This window comes from Janthinobacterium sp. SUN211 (assembly GCF_030587315.1).
In the GTDB taxonomy this organism is placed as follows: domain Bacteria; phylum Pseudomonadota; class Gammaproteobacteria; order Burkholderiales; family Burkholderiaceae_D; genus Janthinobacterium; species Janthinobacterium kumbetense.
This window is the reverse complement of record NZ_JAPWIC010000006.1, coordinates 404,735-421,886: the sequence shown is the minus strand read 5'-3', so window position 1 is coordinate 421,886 and position 17,152 is coordinate 404,735. Positions and strand designations below refer to the sequence as shown.

Sequence of the window (17,152 nt, the reverse complement as noted above, 5' to 3'; positions counted from 1 at the left end):
GCAGGTTCGGTACGATGACAGTCCTTACGCCTTAATTGCCGGCAGAATAAATCTGTGTCGTCCAGCGTTGCAGCAAACGCTTGCGCGTGTCCGAGGCGCCATACTTGGCGAAGTCGTAGTTGATGGTCTTGATATTTTCCAGGCGGGGCGAGGCGGCGGGAATGGTGGCGGCCACGTTGGACGGGATCTGGAACGCCAGCGCCTTCACGGCTTCGCTCTGCACGTCGGGACGCAGGGCGAATTCATAGAATTTCTTTGCCTGCTCCATGTTTTTCGCGCCCTTGACGATGCTCATCGAGCCGATCTCGTAACCCGTGCCTTCGCAGGGCGGCAAGACTTTCACGGGAAAGCCGGCCACGGTGAGCTTCATCAGGTCATGCATGAAACCGATGGCCACGCCCGCTTCGCCACGGCCCACGTCCTCGCCGGGCGCCACGCCCGCGTTCGGATACTTGCTGACGTTCTGGCCCATTTTCGCCAGGAAATCGAATGCCTCCTCTTCGCCGAACAGCTGCACCACGGTGGCCAGCGCGTTGTAGGCGGCGCCCGAGGAGTTCGGGTTGGCCATCTCGATCTCGCCCTTGTAGGCGGGCTTGACGAGGTCTTTCCAGCATTGGGGCGGCGGCAGGTTTTTCTTCTTCAGCACGTTTTCGTTGTAGGCCAGGCCCAGGATGCCGATGTAGATGCCGACGGTGCGGTATTTGGCCGTCTCGGCCTGCTTGAGCGCCCACGGCTGCAGTTTGGGCAGGGTGGGCGACTTGTATTCTTCCGTATAGCCTTCGGCGGCCGCTTGCAGATGCGGGTCGCCCGTGCCGCCCCACCAGATGTCCGATTTCGGGTTGGACGCTTCGGCGCGGATCTTCGCGTAGGCCTCGCCGGCGCTCTTCCTGATCATCGATACCTTGATCTTGCTTTCCGCCTCGAAGCGGTTCTTCATCAGCTGGCACCACTCCATGTCGGCCGAACACAGCACGGACAGGCGTTCCTCGGCGGCCATGGCCGTCATCGGCAGGGCCAGGCTTATAGCAATCGCAACATTGCGCATCTTCATCGTCTCACTCCAAGTTTGTTGTCGTTGTGGTACTTCAGACCGCACCGCTATCTTGCGGTGTCACTGTCCCGGGATGTGCTTTTTCAAGACTTGCACTGCATTGCACACGTGTGCACACCTTACCACCAGCCGATTTTGACTGTCAACAAGAATCTCGGCAGGCGGGCGGCGTGGTGTTTTACCGACAAAAAAAGCCGCCAGCGTTGCAGCTGGCGGCTTTCGGGACCGGTGGGGTCAGAGGGGTGTTACTGCCAGGCTTCCTTGCCCGCGCGTGGCTTGCCTACCATCAGCAGCGCGCCCAGGGTCAGCACGGCTGCCAGCGACAGGTAATAGCCCACATATTGCAAGCCATAGTTCGTGGCCAGCCAGGTAGCGATGTACGGCGCCAGCGAAGCGCCCAGGATGCCGGCCAGGTTGAACGTCAGCGACGCGCCCGTGTAGCGCACTTCGGGCGGGAACAGTTCGGACAACATCGTGCCCAGCGGTCCGTAGGTCATGCCCATCAGACCCAGGCCGACAGCCATGAAGACCGTCACTTCCCACGTCACGCCCGAACCGAACATGGGCGCGAGCACCAGGCCGAAGATGGCAATGGCGACGGAGACCCAGATCAGGGTGGCGCGGCGGCCGCGGCGGTCGGCCAGCACGGCCGAGAATGGAATCGTCAGGGCGAAGAACAGCACGGCAAACAGCTGCACGACGAGGAATTCCTTGCGCGTGAAGCCCAGCTTGGTCGTACCCCAGCTCAGCGCGAACACCGTCATCAGGTAGAACAGCACGAAAGTGGCCAGGGCGATGATGGTGCCCAGGAACAACATGCGGCCATGCTGGCGGAACACGGTGGCCACCGGCAGTTTGACGACCTCGTTCTTGTCGATGACTTTCTGGAAGTCCGGCGTTTCCGTGATCTTCAAACGCACGTACAGGCCGACGATGACCAGCAGCGCGCTGGCGAGGAACGGGATGCGCCAGCCGTAGCTGAAGAATTGCTCATCGGTCATGGTTTCGCTCAGCAGTAGGAAGATGCCGCCCGACAGGAAGAAGCCGATCGGCGCGCCCAGCTGCGGGAACATGCCGTACCAGGCGCGTTTGCCCAGTGGCGCGTTTTCCGTGGCCAGCAGCACCGCGCCGCCCCACTCGCCGCCCAGACCCAGGCCCTGGCCGAAACGGCACAGCGCCAGCAGCAGCGGTGCCAGGGTGCCGATGGCGGCGTACGTCGGCAGCAAGCCGATGATGACGGTGGAAATACCCATGGTCAGCAAGGCGGCCACGAGGGTTGCCTTGCGGCCGATGCGGTCGCCGAAGTGACCGAACACGGCCGAACCGATGGGACGGGCGAAGAAGGCGATGGCGAACGTGGCCAGCGACTGCAGCACGGCGGCCGACGGGTCGCCGGCGGGGAAGAACAGTTTCGGAAACACCAGCACGGCGGCGGTGGCGTAGATATAAAAGTCAAAGAACTCGATGGTGGTGCCGATCAGGCTGGCGAACAGCACCGTGCCGGGGGAATTTTTCTTGGGGGGGGTGCTCATTTACTGCGCTCCTTGGGGAGGGTGTCTAAAGGCCATTCTCTGGATGTTTTTTCAGGCAGCAGCACAGCACGTTGTCTCCGTGTCGTTCGCATATCATAGCCTTGCGTGCATGCATTTGCTGCGCATTTGCTATTAAATTTGCAAACAAAAAACAACGGTTTTAGTTGCCGTAGCGAACTGCCGGCAACGCGCGCTAACGCGCCGTGATCAGTGCTGATTTAGAGAAACAACGGTCGTGCGCCATCCGGTTACCCGGGGCACGGCAGGAAAGGCGTCAGGGGATGGGCGACGTGTATCAGGCCCGGCGTATCGCCAGGCATTCCGTACCAGACCCGCGCGTCGGCATCGCGGCATCGGTCATTTGTGGTGAATCCTTGCCTGCGGCCCCTCCGGGTGGAGCGGGCCGGCGATGATCGCGCCTGCATCACGAAGGATGCGGTTGATCTTGCTGTAAGCGGCTTATGATACGCGCAGTGGTGCGGTGCGGCAAGAAATGATGGAAACCGCCTACGCGTCGATCAAGGCGAACGCCTTGGCGATCTCCGCGCTGTCGAGCGGGCGCACGAGGCGCGCCACTTCCTGGCCATCCTTGAGGAAAATCAAGGTCGGCCACAGTTTCACCCGGAAGTAACGTCCCAGGGCGCGGCCGGGGCCGTCTTCCACGCGCAGGTGCGGCACCTCGGGGTGCTGCGCAAAGGCGGCGGCCAGCGGCGCCTGGGTGGCGCGGCAGTGGCCGCACCAGCCCGTGCCAAATTCCAGCAGGGCCGGCCCCGCCAGGGCGTCGATCCCGGCCCGCGTGGGTTGCGCCACAGCATACGTGTCATTCATCATGCCAGTCTCCTTGACAACTTAGACCACTTTCACGCGCAAGGTCTCCAGGCCATCGATGGCCCCCACCAGCTCGTCGCCGCGCTGCACGGCCGCCACGCCGGCCGGCGTTCCCGTGTAGATCAGGTCGCCGGGTTGCAAGGTAAAGTAGGTCGACAGGTCGGCGATGGTTTCCGCCACATTCCAGATCAGCATGTCGATGCTGCTGCTTTGCCGCAGCTCGCCATTCACGTGCAAGGTGATGGCGGCATGGCTGACGTCGCCCGCCTGCGCGGCCGGCGTGATGGAACCGATGGGCGCCGAGTGCTCGAACGCCTTGCCCGTTTCCCACGGACGGCCCTGCTTTTTCGCCGCACCCTGCACGTCGCGGCGCGTCATGTCCAGGCCGATCGCATAGCCCCACACATGGCTCAGCGCATCGGCCACGCCGATATCGCTGCCGCCCTTGCCGATGGCTACCACCAGTTCCATCTCGTGCTGGAAATCCTGCGTCTGCGCCGGGTATGGCAACTCGCCCGTCGTGCCGGCAGGCACGGGCAGCACGGCGTCGGCAGGCTTCATGAAGAAAAACGGCGCCTCGCGGCCCGTGTGGCCCATTTCCTGGGCATGGTCGACATAGTTGCGGCCCACGCAATAGATGCGGTGGACGGGGAAAGTATCAACGCTGCCGCTGACGGGAACGCTGGGCTGGATGGCTGCGGCAATGACATACGACATGGAAACTCCTGATCGGCACGATAAAAAGGCGGTGATGAAAAAGGGGACACCGCAGTGTCCCCTTATTTTACGGCAAGCTTACTTCAGCAGTCCCGAGCGGCTCGGGTCCGGCATGCGGATGGCGACGATGAAGGAAATCAGGCACATGATGGTCACATACCAATAGAAATACTCTTCCACGTGCCAGGCCTTGAACTGCAGCGCCACGTATTCGGCCGAACCGCCGAACATGGCGTTGGCGACCGCATACGACAGGCCCACGCCCAGCGCGCGCACTTCGACGGGGAACATTTCCGCCTTGATCAAGCCGCTGATCGACGTATAGAAGCTGATGATGGCCAGCGCGATGATGATCAGGCCGAACGCCGCGTACGGGCTGGTGATGTCTTTCAAGGCATGCATGATCGGCAACACGCACAGGGTGGCCAGGCCGCCGAAGAACAGCATCGAGGTGCGGCGGCCGATGCGGTCCGACAAGGCGCCGAACACCGGTTGCAAAATCATGTAGACGAGCAAGGCGCACGTCATGACGGCGCTGGCCGTCTTGGTATCCATGCCGGCCGTGTTGACCAGGTATTTCTGCATGTAGGTGGTGAACGTGTAGAACACGAGCGAGCCGCCGGCCGTAAAGCCGAGCACGGTGATGAAGGCGCGCTTGTGCTTGAGCAAGCCGCGCAAGCTGCCCGCGTCCTTGTCCTTGCGCTCGCTGGCGGTGGTCGTTTCCGTCAGGGATTTACGCAGGTTCAGCGACACCAATGCGGCCAAGGCGCCGAAGACGAACGGGATGCGCCAGCCCCAGGCACGCAATTCTTCCAGGGTCAGCAATTGCTGCAAGACCACCAGCACCAGCAGCGCCAGCAACTGACCGCCGATCAGGGTCACGTACTGGAACGAGGCGAAGAAACCGCGCTTACCCGATTCCGACACTTCGCTCATGTAAGTGGCGCTGGTACCGTATTCGCCGCCCACGGACAAGCCCTGGAACAGGCGCGCCACCAGCAGCAGGAACGGGGCGAAGGCGCCGATGGTTTCATACGTGGGCAGCACGGCGATCATCAGCGAGCCGCCGCACATCATCAGCACGGAAATCATCATCGACTGGCGGCGGCCGTACTTGTCGGCGATGCGGCCGAACAGCCAGCCGCCCACGGGACGCATGAGGAAGCCGGCGGCAAAGATGCCGGCCGTCTGCAGCAGCTGCGTCGTCGGGTTACCGGAAGGGAAGAAGGCGTGCGAGAAGTACAGCGCGCAGAACGAGTAAATATAGAAGTCGAACCATTCGACCAGGTTACCGGAGGAAGCGCCAATGATGGCCTTGATGCGCTGCTGGGATGTCAGCTGCGCAACGTCATGCGGAGTATCGTGGGATGTCATATCAGTCTTCTTGTTCGTGTGAAAAAGCCAACGCCAGCCAGGTTGCCCGGGCTGGTTTTGCATCATACGCCCTTGATCAGGGTCAAAAAGCCGCCCGGCATACGCGTTAATACGTATCGCCGGCAACTTTTTTCACCTGCGGGCGGGTGGAATCAGACCCGTTCCAGCACCAGCGCGATGCCCTGGCCGATGCCGATGCCGCATCTTGTGTCAGTGCACAGTGCATGGTGCCTGCCCGGACGCGCTGGAGGTCAGACCCGTTCCAGCACCAGCGCGATGCCCTGCCCCACGCCGATGCACATTGTGCAGAGTGCATAGCGCCCGCCCGTGCGGTGCAGCTGGTTGACGGCCGCCATGGCCAGGCGCGCGCCCGACGCGCCCAGCGGGTGGCCCAGGGCGATGGCGCCGCCGTTCGGGTTCACGCGCGGGTCGTCGTCGGGTAAACCCAGCTGGCGCAGCACGGCCAGGCCCTGGGCGGCGAATGCTTCGTTCAATTCGATGACGTCGAAGTCGGCCAGGGTCAAGCCCGTCATGGCCAGCACTTTCAGGGTGGCGGGCGCGGGCCCGATGCCCATGATGCGGGGCGCCACGCCAGCCGTCGCCATGGCCACGACCCGCGCGCGGGGTGTCAGGCCAAAGCGGGCCGCGTTGGCCTCGTCGGCCAGCAGCAGGGCCGCCGCGCCATCGTTGACGCCGGACGCGTTGCCGGCCGTGATCGTGCCGTCCGCGCGCACGACGGGCTTGAGTTTCGTCAAGGTTTCCAAGGTGGTGGCGCGTGGATGCTCGTCGCGGGCAACGATGACAGGGTCGCCCTTCTTCTGGGCGATGCTGACGGGGCAGATTTCACTGTCGAACACGCCCGCCTGCTGCGCCGCCAGCGCTTTCACCTGGCTGGCCAGGGCGAATGCATCCTGATCAAGACGGCTGATGCCAAAATCCGACGCCACGTTTTCCGCCGTTTCCGGCATCGAATCGACGCCGTACTGCGCCTTCATCAAGGGATTGATGAAGCGCCAGCCGATGGTCGTGTCTTCCATTTTCATGCCGCGCGAAAAGGCGCTGTCCGCCTTGCCCATGACAAACGGCGCACGGCTCATGCTTTCCACGCCGCCGGCGATCAGCAAGCCCGCTTCGCCGCTCTTGATGAAGCGGGCGGCGCTGCCGATGGCGTCCAGGCCCGAGCCGCACAACCGATTCAGGGTGGCGCCCGGCACGCTGTCGGGCAGTCCCGCCAACAGGGCCGCCATGCGCGCCACGTTGCGGTTGTCCTCGCCCGCCTGGTTGGCGCAGCCGTACAGCACGTCGGTGACGGCGTTCCAGTCCACGTTGGGGTTGCGCGCCATCAAGGCGCGGATGGGCACGGCGCCCAGGTCGTCGGCGCGCACGCCGGCGAGTCCGCCGCCATAGCGGCCAAACGGCGTGCGCTGCGCGTCGCAAATGTAAGCATGAGTCATGTTCTTTCCTCCAAGAAAGTGTATTGAATGGGCGGTGAATCAGCGTCCGTCCGTCAGCGGCACGGCCGTCAACGCTTGCAACTGCTCGAAACTCAAGCCATCCACCAGTTCGACGACCGTGGCGCCGGCGGGCGACAGGTCGAGCACGGCCAGGTCGCTGTAGATGCGGCTGACGCAGGCGATGCCCGTCAGCGGATACGTGCATGCCTGCACCAGCTTGCTTTCACCCGTCTTGGTCAGCAATTCCATCATGACCCAGGTTTTTTTCGCGCCGATGGCCAGGTCCATGGCCCCGCCCACGGCGGGAATGGCGTCGGGCGCGCCCGTGTGCCAGTTGGCCAGGTCGCCCGTGGCGGAGACTTGAAACGCGCCCAGCACGCAGATGTCCAGGTGGCCGCCGCGCATCATGGCGAAGCTGTCGGCATGGTGGAAGTAACTGCCGCCCGCCAGCAGGGTGACGGGCTGCTTGCCCGCGTTGATCAGGTCGTAGTCTTCCTCGCCCGGCGCGGGCGCGGGGCCCATGCCGATCACGCCGTTTTCGCTGTGCAGGATGATGTCCGCGCCGACCGGCAAGTGGTTCGCCACCAGGGTCGGCAAGCCGATGCCCAGGTTGACGACATTGCCTTCATGGATGTCGGCCGCCACGCGGGCCGCCATTTGATCTCGATTCCATTTATTCACTTGATATTCCTCAGGCAGCTTTGAAGCCGGCGGGGCCGGTGGCCGTGCGCGGCACTTGCACCAGGCGCTGCACGAACAGGCCCGGCGTGATGACGTGCTCGGGATCGATGCTGCCCAGCTCGGCAACTTCATGCACGGAAGCAATGCTGACTTTCGCGGCCATGGCCATGATGGGGCCGAAGTTGCGCGCCGTCTTGCGGTAAGTCAGGTTGCCCCAGCGGTCGCCCTGCTCCGCCTTGATCAGGGCGAAGTCGGCGTGGATCGGCGACTCGAACACATACATGCGGCCGTCGATCTCGCGCGTTTCCTTGCCCTTGGCCAAGTCCGTACCGTAACCCGTGGGCGTGAAAAAGCCGCCGATGCCGGCGCCGGCGGCGCGGATGCGCTCGGCCAGGTTGCCCTGCGGTACCAATTCCAGCTCCAGCTTGCCCGCGCGGTACAGCGCGTCGAACACATGGGAATCGGCCTGACGGGGGAACGAGCAAATGATCTTGCGCACTTGCCCGTTTTTCAGCAGGGCGGCCAGGCCCGTGTCGCCATTGCCCGCATTGTTGTTGACGATGACGAGGTCGCGCGCGCCCTGGGCGATCAAGCCGTCGATCAGCTCGGCCGGCTGGCCCGCGCCGCCGAAGCCGCCAATCATGACGGTGGCGCCATCGTGGATATCGGCCAGCGCATCAAGCACGCTGGAACGCAGTTTGTCGATCATTGCCTGTCTCCTCCCAATCAAACTCATCAGACATTTGTTCGTATAACGAACAAATATTCGTATTTAGAACTTATTCGTGAGAATATGCCTGATCGGGGCGCTTGTCAATTTGCCGTTTTCGCCGGCCCCATGGCTATAATTGCCACCTTGACCAATTGGAATCGCCATGACCGCACGCAGCAGCACGCCCCTTTCCGCCGAAGAAACCCTCGATGCCGACGGCGCGCCGCGTCCTGGCGACAGCTATGTGCAATCGTTCGCGCGGGGCCTGGCCGTGCTGCGCAGCTTTGGCGCGGACGCGCCGCAACAGACCCTGAGCGAAGTGGCGGAGCGGGCGCAGCTGACGCGCGCGGGCGCGCGGCGCATCCTGCACACCTTGTTGCATCTTGGCTACGTGGAAGCGGATGGGCGGCTGTTCCGCCTGACGCCGAAGGTGCTCGACCTCGGCTATGCCTATTTGTCGTCTCTGCCCGTGTGGACGCAGGCGCAGCCGCTGCTGGAAGAATTGATGCAGACCTTGCGCCAGTCGTGCTCGGCCACCGTGCTCGACGGCGACGACATCGTGTATGTGGTGCGCCTGTCCGCGCACCGCACCATGTCGATCAACCTGGGCATCGGCAGCCGCCTGCCTGCCTACTGCACCTCGATGGGACGGGTTTTACTGTCGGGCCTGGCGCCCGAGGTGCTACGCGAACGGCTGTCGAAGATGGCGCTGCTGAAAATCACGCCGGCGACCAAGGTCGATATCGATCTCTTGATGGAAGAGATTGCGCAAGTACGGCGCCAGGGCTGGTGCCTGGTGCAGGAAGAGCTGGAACAGGGCTTGATCGCCCTGGCCGCGCCCGTGTTCGACCGGGCCGGCAAGGTGGTGGCGGCCATCAACGTCAGCGGCCAGACGGCGGGGCCGTCCGTCGCGCACCTGCTGGAACACAGCTTGCCGAAACTGCTCGATACGGCAAGCCGGGTCAGCGCCCTGGTGCGGGTGCAGCAGTAGCGCTTATTGCTTGAACCTTATTTCTTGAATTTGGCGCACGGGTCCGGGCGCGGTTGCGCGGGCATCGTTTGCGTCAGGTCAAACGTGCCCTTGTAGCCGCTGCCGCCCTGCTCCAGGTAACCGATGCTGCGCACGTTCAGCTGCGGGTCGGCCAGCTTCAGCCAGCGGGGCACGCCGATATCCTTGCGCACGTGGTCGTTGCCGGCGATCAACACCACGTCGCGCGGCGCCTGGTCGCGGATCAGCTTGGCCATCCAGATATCGCGCGCCACCTGGGCGTTGACGACACCTTTGATCATCATGTCGGGCAGCATATTGCAGCGGGCCGCCTGGACTTCCTTCTCTTGCCCGTCCAGGATATCGGCCGGCACAGGCGCGGCCAGGTACGTGGCCACCATGGCGGGCGGCATGGCCCACTGGATGCCGTCGCGCACGATGCGCGAGGCATCGGCGGGCGACAGGTTGCCGGCGACCAGGCTCAGCTGGTAGCTGACGACGAGGTCCAGCACGGGCCGGTACAAGCTCCAGTCCCAGCGCGGCTGTTCCATCACGCGGATGATGCAATCGGGGTCGGCGCAATCGCGCGCGGCGCGCGTCAGCAAGGCCTGGTTTTCGCGGTCGAACTGTTCCATGACAATCACGGGACGCCAGCCGGTCGCCAGGCGGCGGCGCAATTCCTCGACGCGCAGGCGCTGGCCTTGCGCATTGTCATGGACTTCGCCCAGCAGCAACACTTGCGGATTGGGCAAGGTGTCGGCCACGGGCACGGGAGCGGGCGGAGCATCTTTCTTCAGCAAGCTGCCGCAGGCGGCCAGCGCCAGCACGCTGCACAACAGGGCGGCGCGCGCGCCGGCGCGGAAAATCACGGTTTTCATGTCAGGCGGGTATCTTCAAGTGGCGATGCGCCAGATTGTACCGTCTCAGGCCGGCGCCGGCAGCTTGCGGCGCTCCAGCACTTCAAAGACAAGCATGCCGGCCAGCATGGCGCCGGTAAACAGCCACGCCTTCGGCTGGCCCGCCAGCAGGGAGACGAGGGCGGGGCCGGGACAGAAACCGGCGATGCCCCAGCCCGCGCCAAAGGCCAAGCTGCCCAGCAGCAGGCGCCGGTCGATGCGCCGCGATACTGGCAATTGCATGGGCTCGCCCAGCAGCGCCGTGCCGCGCCGTCGCGCCAGCCAGAAGGCGGGCATGGCCACGCCGATGGCGCCGCCCATCACCAGCGCCAGCGACGGATCCCAGGCGCCGGCCAGGTCGAGGAAACCGAGTACCTTGGCCGGGTTGCTCATGCCGGAAACGATCAGGCCCAGGCCAAAGACGAGGCCGCTCAACAGGGAAAGGATCAGCTTGCTCATAAGTTTGCTCACAGATGGCGCAACAGATAGACGGTGAGGAAACCGGCCGCCATGAAGGCCATGGTGGCCGCCAGCGAACGGGGAGACAGGCGCGACAGGCCGCACACGCCGTGGCCGCTGGTGCAGCCGGCGCCATAGCGCACGCCCACGCCCACCAGCAAGCCCGCCACGATCAGGGCGGGCGTGCCCGCATCGATCCGCACGGGCGGCAAGGCTTGCCACAGCGAATACAGCAAGGGCGTGCCGACCAGGCCGGCAAGAAAGGCGATGCGCCAGCCCAGGTCGCCACGGCGCGGCCGCAGCAAGCCGCCGAGGATGCCGCTGATGCCGGCGATGCGGCCATTGAACAGAATCAGCAGGGCCGCGGCCAAGCCGATCAGCATGCCGCCGGCCAGCGAGGCCCACGGCGTGAAATGCTGCCAGTCGATGTGCATGGAAATACTCAGTCCGCTTCGTCGTTGAACGTGGGGCGTGGCGAGCAAAATTGCGCGTACAACACTTGCAGCACGGCCAGCACGGGCGCGCTGGCGACGCGGTAATAGATCTGCTTGCCGTCGCGCCGCGTGGCCACCAGCATCTCTTCGCGCAGCACGCCCAACTGCTGCGACAGGGTCGGCTGGCCGATGCCCACTTTTTGTTCGAGGTCGCTGACGCAATGCTCGCCTTGCGATAGCTGGCACAGCAGCATCAATCGGTCGGCATTGCCCATGGCCTTGAGCAGCGAGCTGGCCTTGTAGGCCGAGCCACGCATGGCGTCGAGGTTGTATTCGGCGTGTTGTGTTGCGACTGTCTCCATCGTGCCCTCCCACAGGCGGTCATATTGATCATCATGCGATAAACAATATACTAATCAATATACTGTTTTCCTGCTGGCGATTCGCACAAAAAAACAACAGTGTTTTTCGGCGATAGCGTGCTCATGCAAAGTGTGCGGCAGCGATAGCCATCACGCTATCAAAATGATAAATATTCGTAATTTAAAGCAAATAAGCGTAGCAAAATTGCCACGACTTGTGCTGTAATAAGAGCTCTTCAGAAAAATCGTGATACGCCCCCGTACAGGCGCATTGTCCGTCCAGGCGCAGGCCGGTTTTCGACCGCACCGCACGGTGAACCAGGGAGTCAAAGATGAAGTTACTTCAGCCGCTAGGCATGGCCATGCTGGCGCTGTCGGCGTGCGCCGGCAGTGCGGCGGCCAGCACCCCGCCCACGACACAAGCCCAGGTCGTGAGCGACGACAGTCTCGGTTTCACCAGCACTGCCGACAATCCCGGCTGGGACACACCGGACTTGCCGTATGCGCGCCTGCTGGCGCAGGGCACCATGCTCAACGCGGCCCCGCGCTGGAGCAGCACCGGTGCGCGCCACGGCGCACTGCCTCCGTCCGCAGCCGCCACGGCCCCGGCCGTGCAGCAAACGAACGTGCCGCCGCCCGTGCCCGAAGCGAGCATGGTCTCGATGCTGCTGGTGGGACTGGGCTTGCTGGCCTTTAGCATGCACGGTGAAAAACAGGAAAAATTCGATAGCTGACCCTATTCCGGCAGCCGATGCCGCTGCCTTAAAAAAAATTCCGCCTTGCGCGGAATTTTTTTTTGCCTGCCGTGCCTGGGTTGATGCTCACTTGATGCTCACTTGTCCAGCAAGCGGCAAACCCGTTCGATATTGCCCACAGGAATGCCCGACTTCAGGGCGCGCGCGATGCAGGCCGCCTTGTCCGTGCCCGAGGCGGAAATCAGCACGAAGGCCGTGCCCAGGACGCTGACGGCGACCAGCAATATCAGCACGCCCTTGACGATCTCCCAGTTCATGGCGTGTCAGCAATCTCATACGTGAAAGCATAGTAATGCTTGCCCTCTTCGATGCGGATGGCCAGGCTGCCCGACAGCCCTTGCAATTGCTCCGTCCCCGTATCGGGCACCACCGTCACCGACAAGGCCGGCGCGCCGCGCGTCATCATGCCGCTGTGCTGCAAATAAAAACTGCCGTGACGCCCGTCCAGCGTGCCTTCCACCCGCTCCAGCGCCACATAGCCTGCCGAGCCGGCCACGCTGGCGCGCGCGCTGAGCATCTCGCCCCGCGCACTGGCGTCGAGGGCGCCGTGGTAGCGCTTGTCGAGCGACAGGCGCCCCAGCCCCGATTGCGCGGCCGTGTCCGACAAGGTTTCCGGGGTGATGGTGACGTCGAAGGTACCGTGAATGGTAGGCATCAGTACTCCTTGGAAAATGAAGAGGTGGCGGCCGCCTCCGGCCCGTTCAGCAGCACATGCAATTTTTGCATGGTGGCCCAGTTGCGCGAGGTGACGCCATCGCCGAGCAGCACGCCCAGCGCCGCCACCACCTTGCTGGCCAACACGCCATCGGGACACCAGGCATACGCGGCCCAGCGCCCCAGGACCAGCGCTTCCGGCTGCCACGGCCGCTGCGCCAGGGGCGCCAGGCGCAGCATGTCGGCCGGATTGTTCAGCACCAAGGTCAGCAGACGGGCCGCATCGGCCGCCGGCGCCAGGGTGTTTTGTTCGATCAGTTCGGCAAACTGGCTGGCCGACAGCGCCGTCACCCGGGCCGCCACGCCCAGTTTCAGCACCAGCGCTTCCTCGATGCGGGCAGCGGCGTCGGCCGGCGCGACCTTGCCCCCGTCATACACGACGTTGCCACTGTTGAGCACGGTACGCACCTGCGCAAAACCCAGGTCGCCCAGCAGCTTGCGCAGGTCGGCCATGGCCACGCGCTTGGCGCGGCCGACATTGATCCCGCGCAAAAGCGCCACTTGCTGACTATTTTCCATCTGTGCCATGTGTTGTCTCCTTGCCTATGCCTGGCCGGCCGGAACGCTGGCGGCGCCTTCCGGCAATGGCGTCACCTTGGGCAGGCGCAGCAGGAACGTCGCGCCCTGCCCCAAGGTGCTGCTGACCGTGATGGTGCCGCCAAACTGCTTGGCAATCAAGTTGAATACGATATTCAAGCCCAGGCCCGTGCCGCCCTGTCCGCGCCGCGTGGTGACAAACGGGTCGAACACGCGGTCGAGCATGTCGGGCGCGATGCCGCGGCCATTGTCGCGCACCTGCATGGCGATCCAGTCGTCGTCGCCGTGCACGCCGATATGGATGTGGCCATCCGTGTCCGCATCGAAGGCGTGCTCGACGCAGTTCAGGACCAGGTTGGTCAGCACCTGCGCCAGCGCGCCCGGATAGCTGTCGAGCATGATCCCGGGCGGGCAATCGATATCGATGCGGATGCGCGTCTTTTTCAGGGTCGGCTGCAGGCTCGAGATGACTTCGCCGATATAGTCGCGCAATTCGAACAAACGGCGCGCTTCGCTGACCTGGTCGACGGCGATCTGCTTGAAGCTGTGGATCAGGTGCGCGGCGCGGTAGGCATTGTTCATGATCAGGCGCGTGCTTTCGCCGGCCGTTTCCAGGTAGCGCACGATATCGGTCTTCTTCACGCTGCCGCCCGCCACCGCCGCGCTGATGCCATCGGTGGCTTCCTTCAGCACCGAGGCGCTGGTCAGCGCGATGCCGACCGGGGTGTTGATTTCATGCGCCACGCCCGCCACCAGGCTGCCCAGCGAGGCCAGGCGTTCCGACTGCAGCAACGATTCCTGCGCCCGGCGCAACTCGTCCATGGCCTGCGCCGTCTCCTGCTGCGAGCGGCGCGCCATGTCTTCCGCCTCGCGGCTGCCCTCGATGATGGACTTGAGCTTGCGCTGCACGGCATTGAAGCCGCGGATCACGTCGCCCAGCTCGTCGCGCCGGTTTTCCGGCAGCTCTTCGACGTCATCGCTGCCGCGCGTGGCCAGGTCGAACAAGCCGTCGCGCAACTGTTTCAAGGGGCCAAAGACGATGCGCAGGCTCAGCGCCAGGGCGCCCACCAAAATGATGTCAAGTAGCAACACTTCCAGCACCTTGCGCCGCACTTCGCCGCGCAGGGCCGCATCGATCTGGGCACGGCTGAAATTGACGATGACCTTGCCGACGATCACCGGCTTGCCGCCCGTGGCCGCGGCCACGGCGTCGCGGAACACCAGCGGCGCCTCGACGGGCGTGCCGCCCATGGCCACGTCGGAGGTCAAAGGCACCAGGGTGCCGGCCGCGTCGCGCACTTCGCCCGCGAACAGGCCGACGGAGGCGTCGTAGACGCGGATGCCGACCAGTTCCGGCGGCAGCATTTCGGCCGCGACGATGCTGTCGACCTTGGATTTGTCGAGGTCCCACAGGGCGGACGGCAAGCTGGTCTGCAAGCGGGTCAGCACGCCGCTGCGCAGACGCGCGCTGCCCGATTCGAGTTCCTTGCTCAAGGTATATTGGGTATAGCTACCCGAAATGCCCAGCACCAGGGTGACGATCACGACAAAAAGCAGGGTCAGCCGGACTTGGATACTCACCATCAATCAACACTCCCCGGGCCAGGCCGCCAGCCCGCGGCGCGGGCGCAGTGACGTCAGCGGACAACAGCCTGAATCAAATGTACGGTATGACATGCTTATTGGCAAGATTTACAGCAATGCCGTTTTCCACCAGGCCTTGATACAGGTTGAGACATTGCGTCATGGCAATGGTAATATCCCGCAATCATCTAAGGAGTCGTCATGGCGGTCATGCATCAACATCTACCCCTGGAACAAGTTCGTCCTGGCATGGTCTTGTCGGATGTCTTGCTCGATGCGCATGGACAAGTGCTGTTGCCGCAAGGCGCGGTACTGACGGAAAACATGCTGGCCCTGATGCCGCGCCACAACATCGACATGCTGCCGATCCAGGCGCCGCCCCCCTCGCCGGAAGAAATCGCCGCGCAACAGGCGGCCGACAGCGAACGGCTGGCCTATCTGTTCCGCAAGCATGACCCCGAGGATCCCCTGGACGCGGCCACCACCTTGCTGCGCAGCTATGTCACGGCTTACCGCCTGGGCACGGGAGAGGCCGCATGAGTACCCAGCTGACGCTCGACGACATCGTCGCCCACCTCGATGACTTGCCTTCGCTGCCCGCCGTCGTCATGGAACTATTGAACAGCATCGACCAGGAAGACGTCGATATTTCCGTGCTGGCCAAAAAAGTATCGTACGACCAGGCGCTGACGGCGAAAACCCTGCGCCTGGCCAACTCCTCGCAATATGGCTTGCAAGTGAAAGCCACCACCATCCAGCAGGCGATCACTTACCTGGGCTTCCAGACCACGCGCAGCCTGATCACGTCGGCGGCCATCACAGGTTGCTTCCCGGAAGGACGCTGCCCCGGTTTCGACGACAAGGCCTTCTGGCGCCATTCGGTGGCGACGGCCGCCTGCGCCAAGGTGCTGGCGCGGCAAATCCGCTTCAACCAGGATTACGCGTTCACGGCCGGCTTGCTGCACAACATCGGCCGCCTGGTGCTGGTCAGCAGTTTCCCCGCGCACTATGCGCAAGTCATCGCGCACCAGGCGGCGCACGATTGCAGCCTGCTCGAAGCGGAGCAAGCCGTACTGGGCGTGGATCACGTGCAAGCCGGCGTGGCGCTGGCCGAACACTGGAATTTTTCCGACACGATGCGCCTGGCGCTGGGCAACTATCTGCAGCCGGAAGCGCCGGGAGCAGGCTTCCTCGCGTCGCTGATCCACGTGGCCAATGCCGTCGTCTGCGCGCTCGACCTGGCGCAGGCGGGCGACGACATGGTGCCGCGCGTCTCGCCGGTGGCCTGGGATGCGCTGGGCCTGGGCGAAGACACGTATCTGCAGCTGTTCCGCGAGACGGAACTGCGCTATGACGAAATCACCTCGGCACTGCTGAGCTAAACATGGCCGCAAACGCAAACGGCTCTCGCTGCAAAGCGAAAGCCGTCAAGGGTACTGCGGTGTGTCCATGCTGCCCGGTCCACGCCGGCCTGTTGCCGCCAGCAGCTACGCAAGCGGCACAGTCAGCGCGCCACCGCCGCATCAGTGCGCGTAATTCGATTCTTGCGCATCGCCGCGGTCTTCCGCCTTTGGACGGCCCTGGGCGTCGGACAGACGATACTTGGTGCGGCGGTCGCCCATCAAGTCGCGCAGGTCACGGATGCTCATGCCTGTCACTTCGTGCATGCGGATCAGCAGCGAGGCGCCGACCGGCAAGCGGTGATGGCGGATCTTGCTGATGACGGGTGGCGCCACTTCGAGCAGACGCGACAGGGCTGCATCGTTTTTCAGCTGCATCTTGCTCAGCAGAATATCCAGCAGGTGGTTCGGGTTGTAACTCTCTTGCGATGCTAATGCATGATGTGCCATGATTTTTCCTCGTCTGGTGAATGTAGAAAATAATGCCGATACGAACTTAAGGCTGGCTTAGAGTGTTCAAATAAACGTCTGTCATCGGATTCAGCCCTCCCCCGCCTTTCCTCCGTATCGCACTGCCTGCACAGGACTCGCACAGCCACGCCCAGCCAACGTACGCAATTTGCCGCGTGAGTAAAAGCACGTGCAATCCACTGAAATGAATTGCATATAAGGCA

21 protein-coding genes are annotated in these 17,152 nt (G+C 63.6%); 4 read left to right on the top strand and 17 right to left on the bottom strand.

Features of this window, described 5'->3' with window-relative positions; all coding sequences use genetic code 11:
- Positions 1–31: 31 nt before the first annotated feature.
- The 8 genes from O3301_RS21760 to O3301_RS21725 form a co-directional block, all read right to left on the bottom strand.
- Complete coding sequence (locus O3301_RS21760) at positions 32–1,051, bottom strand: ABC transporter substrate-binding protein (RefSeq protein ID WP_099666577.1); 1,020 nt, start codon at positions 1,049–1,051, stop codon at positions 32–34.
- 245 nt (positions 1,052–1,296) lie between these two features.
- A complete protein-coding gene (locus O3301_RS21755; RefSeq protein WP_305057466.1) occupies positions 1,297–2,583 on the bottom strand; it encodes an MFS transporter in 1,287 nt (428 codons plus the stop codon).
- A gap of 507 nt (positions 2,584–3,090) precedes the next feature.
- On the bottom strand, positions 3,091–3,414 hold the full coding sequence (locus O3301_RS21750; protein WP_289913233.1) for a thioredoxin family protein: 324 nt from the start codon (positions 3,412–3,414) through the stop codon (positions 3,091–3,093).
- An 18-nt stretch (positions 3,415–3,432) separates the two neighbouring features.
- Positions 3,433–4,128, bottom strand: coding sequence for a fumarylacetoacetate hydrolase family protein (locus O3301_RS21745; protein ID WP_289900331.1), 696 nt, complete (start codon positions 4,126–4,128; stop codon positions 3,433–3,435).
- A 78-nt stretch (positions 4,129–4,206) separates the two neighbouring features.
- The gene (locus O3301_RS21740) at positions 4,207–5,502 is read right to left on the bottom strand and encodes an MFS family transporter (protein WP_099666574.1); all 1,296 of its coding nucleotides are present in this window, start codon (positions 5,500–5,502) and stop codon (positions 4,207–4,209) included.
- 251 nt (positions 5,503–5,753) lie between these two features.
- Positions 5,754–6,956 carry a 3-oxoadipyl-CoA thiolase gene (pcaF, locus tag O3301_RS21735; RefSeq protein ID WP_305057465.1) on the bottom strand — a complete coding sequence of 401 codons (1,203 nt, stop codon included), beginning with the start codon at positions 6,954–6,956 and terminating at the stop codon, positions 5,754–5,756.
- A 39-nt stretch (positions 6,957–6,995) separates the two neighbouring features.
- Complete coding sequence (locus O3301_RS21730; RefSeq protein ID WP_305057464.1) at positions 6,996–7,637, bottom strand: 3-oxoacid CoA-transferase subunit B; 642 nt, start codon at positions 7,635–7,637, stop codon at positions 6,996–6,998.
- Positions 7,638–7,647: 10 nt separating this feature from the next.
- A complete protein-coding gene (locus O3301_RS21725) occupies positions 7,648–8,346 on the bottom strand; it encodes a 3-oxoacid CoA-transferase subunit A (protein WP_077408447.1) in 699 nt (232 codons plus the stop codon).
- A 166-nt stretch (positions 8,347–8,512) separates the two neighbouring features.
- On the opposite strand from O3301_RS21725, the gene O3301_RS21720 reads away from it, so the two are divergent.
- Positions 8,513–9,340, top strand: coding sequence for an IclR family transcriptional regulator C-terminal domain-containing protein (locus O3301_RS21720; protein ID WP_289900328.1), 828 nt, complete (start codon positions 8,513–8,515; stop codon positions 9,338–9,340).
- Between the two features lie 17 nt (positions 9,341–9,357).
- On the opposite strand, the gene O3301_RS21715 is transcribed toward O3301_RS21720, so the two are convergent.
- Genes O3301_RS21715 through O3301_RS21700 form a run of 4 tightly spaced genes read right to left on the bottom strand, consistent with a single transcriptional unit; the run spans position 9,358 to position 11,488 of the window.
- Positions 9,358–10,215, bottom strand: coding sequence for a ChaN family lipoprotein (locus tag O3301_RS21715; protein WP_289913227.1), 858 nt, complete (start codon positions 10,213–10,215; stop codon positions 9,358–9,360).
- Between the two features lie 45 nt (positions 10,216–10,260).
- Positions 10,261–10,692 (bottom strand): YeeE/YedE family protein, encoded by a 432-nt coding sequence (locus tag O3301_RS21710; protein WP_305057463.1) that lies wholly within the window; start codon positions 10,690–10,692, stop codon positions 10,261–10,263.
- A gap of 8 nt (positions 10,693–10,700) precedes the next feature.
- Positions 10,701–11,126 carry a YeeE/YedE family protein gene (locus O3301_RS21705; RefSeq protein ID WP_305053986.1) on the bottom strand — a complete coding sequence of 142 codons (426 nt, stop codon included), beginning with the start codon at positions 11,124–11,126 and terminating at the stop codon, positions 10,701–10,703.
- Between the two features lie 8 nt (positions 11,127–11,134).
- Positions 11,135–11,488 carry a helix-turn-helix transcriptional regulator gene (locus O3301_RS21700; RefSeq protein WP_305057462.1) on the bottom strand — a complete coding sequence of 118 codons (354 nt, stop codon included), beginning with the start codon at positions 11,486–11,488 and terminating at the stop codon, positions 11,135–11,137.
- A 332-nt stretch (positions 11,489–11,820) separates the two neighbouring features.
- On the opposite strand from O3301_RS21700, the gene O3301_RS21695 reads away from it, so the two are divergent.
- Entirely contained in the window at positions 11,821–12,222 is a 402-nt protein-coding gene (locus tag O3301_RS21695; RefSeq protein ID WP_305057461.1) for a hypothetical protein, read from the top strand.
- A 98-nt stretch (positions 12,223–12,320) separates the two neighbouring features.
- Here the strand turns inward: O3301_RS21695 and O3301_RS21690 are convergent, their stop codons facing one another.
- Genes O3301_RS21690 through O3301_RS21675 form a run of 4 tightly spaced genes read right to left on the bottom strand, consistent with a single transcriptional unit; the run spans position 12,321 to position 15,078 of the window.
- The gene (locus O3301_RS21690; protein ID WP_099666566.1) at positions 12,321–12,500 is read right to left on the bottom strand and encodes a hypothetical protein; all 180 of its coding nucleotides are present in this window, start codon (positions 12,498–12,500) and stop codon (positions 12,321–12,323) included.
- On the bottom strand, positions 12,497–12,898 hold the full coding sequence (locus tag O3301_RS21685; protein WP_305057460.1) for a DUF3224 domain-containing protein: 402 nt from the start codon (positions 12,896–12,898) through the stop codon (positions 12,497–12,499). Before O3301_RS21685 ends, O3301_RS21690 begins: the two co-directional genes overlap by 4 nt.
- Positions 12,898–13,485 (bottom strand): DUF1697 domain-containing protein, encoded by a 588-nt coding sequence (locus O3301_RS21680; RefSeq protein ID WP_305057459.1) that lies wholly within the window; start codon positions 13,483–13,485, stop codon positions 12,898–12,900. Before O3301_RS21680 ends, O3301_RS21685 begins: the two co-directional genes overlap by 1 nt.
- A 15-nt stretch (positions 13,486–13,500) precedes the next feature.
- Positions 13,501–15,078 (bottom strand): sensor histidine kinase, encoded by a 1,578-nt coding sequence (locus tag O3301_RS21675; protein WP_305057479.1) that lies wholly within the window; start codon positions 15,076–15,078, stop codon positions 13,501–13,503.
- Between the two features lie 201 nt (positions 15,079–15,279).
- Between O3301_RS21675 and O3301_RS21670 the strand changes: the two genes are divergently transcribed.
- Entirely contained in the window at positions 15,280–15,618 is a 339-nt protein-coding gene (locus O3301_RS21670; protein ID WP_070257435.1) for a hypothetical protein, read from the top strand.
- Entirely contained in the window at positions 15,615–16,460 is an 846-nt protein-coding gene (locus O3301_RS21665; RefSeq protein ID WP_289917245.1) for an HDOD domain-containing protein, read from the top strand. The genes O3301_RS21670 and O3301_RS21665 overlap by 4 nt, the downstream gene beginning before the upstream one ends.
- Before the next feature lie 141 nt (positions 16,461–16,601).
- Here the strand turns inward: O3301_RS21665 and O3301_RS21660 are convergent, their stop codons facing one another.
- Positions 16,602–16,928, bottom strand: a complete 327-nt coding sequence (locus O3301_RS21660) for a hypothetical protein (RefSeq protein ID WP_034746769.1) — start codon at positions 16,926–16,928, stop codon at positions 16,602–16,604.
- Between the last annotated feature and the right edge of the window lie 224 nt (positions 16,929–17,152).

Bases quoted from the DNA above. Each gene is read 5' to 3' on its own strand.
- O3301_RS21760 (WP_099666577.1), bottom strand. From the start codon at position 1,051: ATGAAGATGCGCAATGTTGCGATTGCTATAAGCCTGGCCCTGCCGATG.
- O3301_RS21755 (WP_305057466.1), bottom strand. From the start codon at position 2,583: ATGAGCACCCCCCCCAAGAAAAATTCCCCCGGCACGGTGCTGTTCGCC.
- O3301_RS21750 (WP_289913233.1), bottom strand. From the start codon at position 3,414: ATGATGAATGACACGTATGCTGTGGCGCAACCCACGCGGGCCGGGATC.
- O3301_RS21745 (WP_289900331.1), bottom strand. From the start codon at position 4,128: ATGTCGTATGTCATTGCCGCAGCCATCCAGCCCAGCGTTCCCGTCAGC.
- O3301_RS21740 (WP_099666574.1), bottom strand. From the start codon at position 5,502: ATGACATCCCACGATACTCCGCATGACGTTGCGCAGCTGACATCCCAG.
- pcaF (WP_305057465.1), bottom strand. From the start codon at position 6,956: ATGACTCATGCTTACATTTGCGACGCGCAGCGCACGCCGTTTGGCCGC.
- O3301_RS21725 (WP_077408447.1), bottom strand. From the start codon at position 8,346: ATGATCGACAAACTGCGTTCCAGCGTGCTTGATGCGCTGGCCGATATC.
- O3301_RS21720 (WP_289900328.1), top strand. From the start codon at position 8,513: ATGACCGCACGCAGCAGCACGCCCCTTTCCGCCGAAGAAACCCTCGAT.
- O3301_RS21715 (WP_289913227.1), bottom strand. From the start codon at position 10,215: ATGAAAACCGTGATTTTCCGCGCCGGCGCGCGCGCCGCCCTGTTGTGC.
- O3301_RS21710 (WP_305057463.1), bottom strand. From the start codon at position 10,692: ATGAGCAAGCTGATCCTTTCCCTGTTGAGCGGCCTCGTCTTTGGCCTG.
- O3301_RS21705 (WP_305053986.1), bottom strand. From the start codon at position 11,126: ATGCACATCGACTGGCAGCATTTCACGCCGTGGGCCTCGCTGGCCGGC.
- O3301_RS21700 (WP_305057462.1), bottom strand. From the start codon at position 11,488: ATGGAGACAGTCGCAACACAACACGCCGAATACAACCTCGACGCCATG.
- O3301_RS21695 (WP_305057461.1), top strand. From the start codon at position 11,821: ATGAAGTTACTTCAGCCGCTAGGCATGGCCATGCTGGCGCTGTCGGCG.
- O3301_RS21690 (WP_099666566.1), bottom strand. From the start codon at position 12,500: ATGAACTGGGAGATCGTCAAGGGCGTGCTGATATTGCTGGTCGCCGTC.
- O3301_RS21685 (WP_305057460.1), bottom strand. From the start codon at position 12,898: ATGCCTACCATTCACGGTACCTTCGACGTCACCATCACCCCGGAAACC.
- O3301_RS21680 (WP_305057459.1), bottom strand. From the start codon at position 13,485: ATGGCACAGATGGAAAATAGTCAGCAAGTGGCGCTTTTGCGCGGGATC.
- O3301_RS21675 (WP_305057479.1), bottom strand. From the start codon at position 15,078: ATGGTGAGTATCCAAGTCCGGCTGACCCTGCTTTTTGTCGTGATCGTC.
- O3301_RS21670 (WP_070257435.1), top strand. From the start codon at position 15,280: ATGGCGGTCATGCATCAACATCTACCCCTGGAACAAGTTCGTCCTGGC.
- O3301_RS21665 (WP_289917245.1), top strand. From the start codon at position 15,615: ATGAGTACCCAGCTGACGCTCGACGACATCGTCGCCCACCTCGATGAC.
- O3301_RS21660 (WP_034746769.1), bottom strand. From the start codon at position 16,928: ATGGCACATCATGCATTAGCATCGCAAGAGAGTTACAACCCGAACCAC.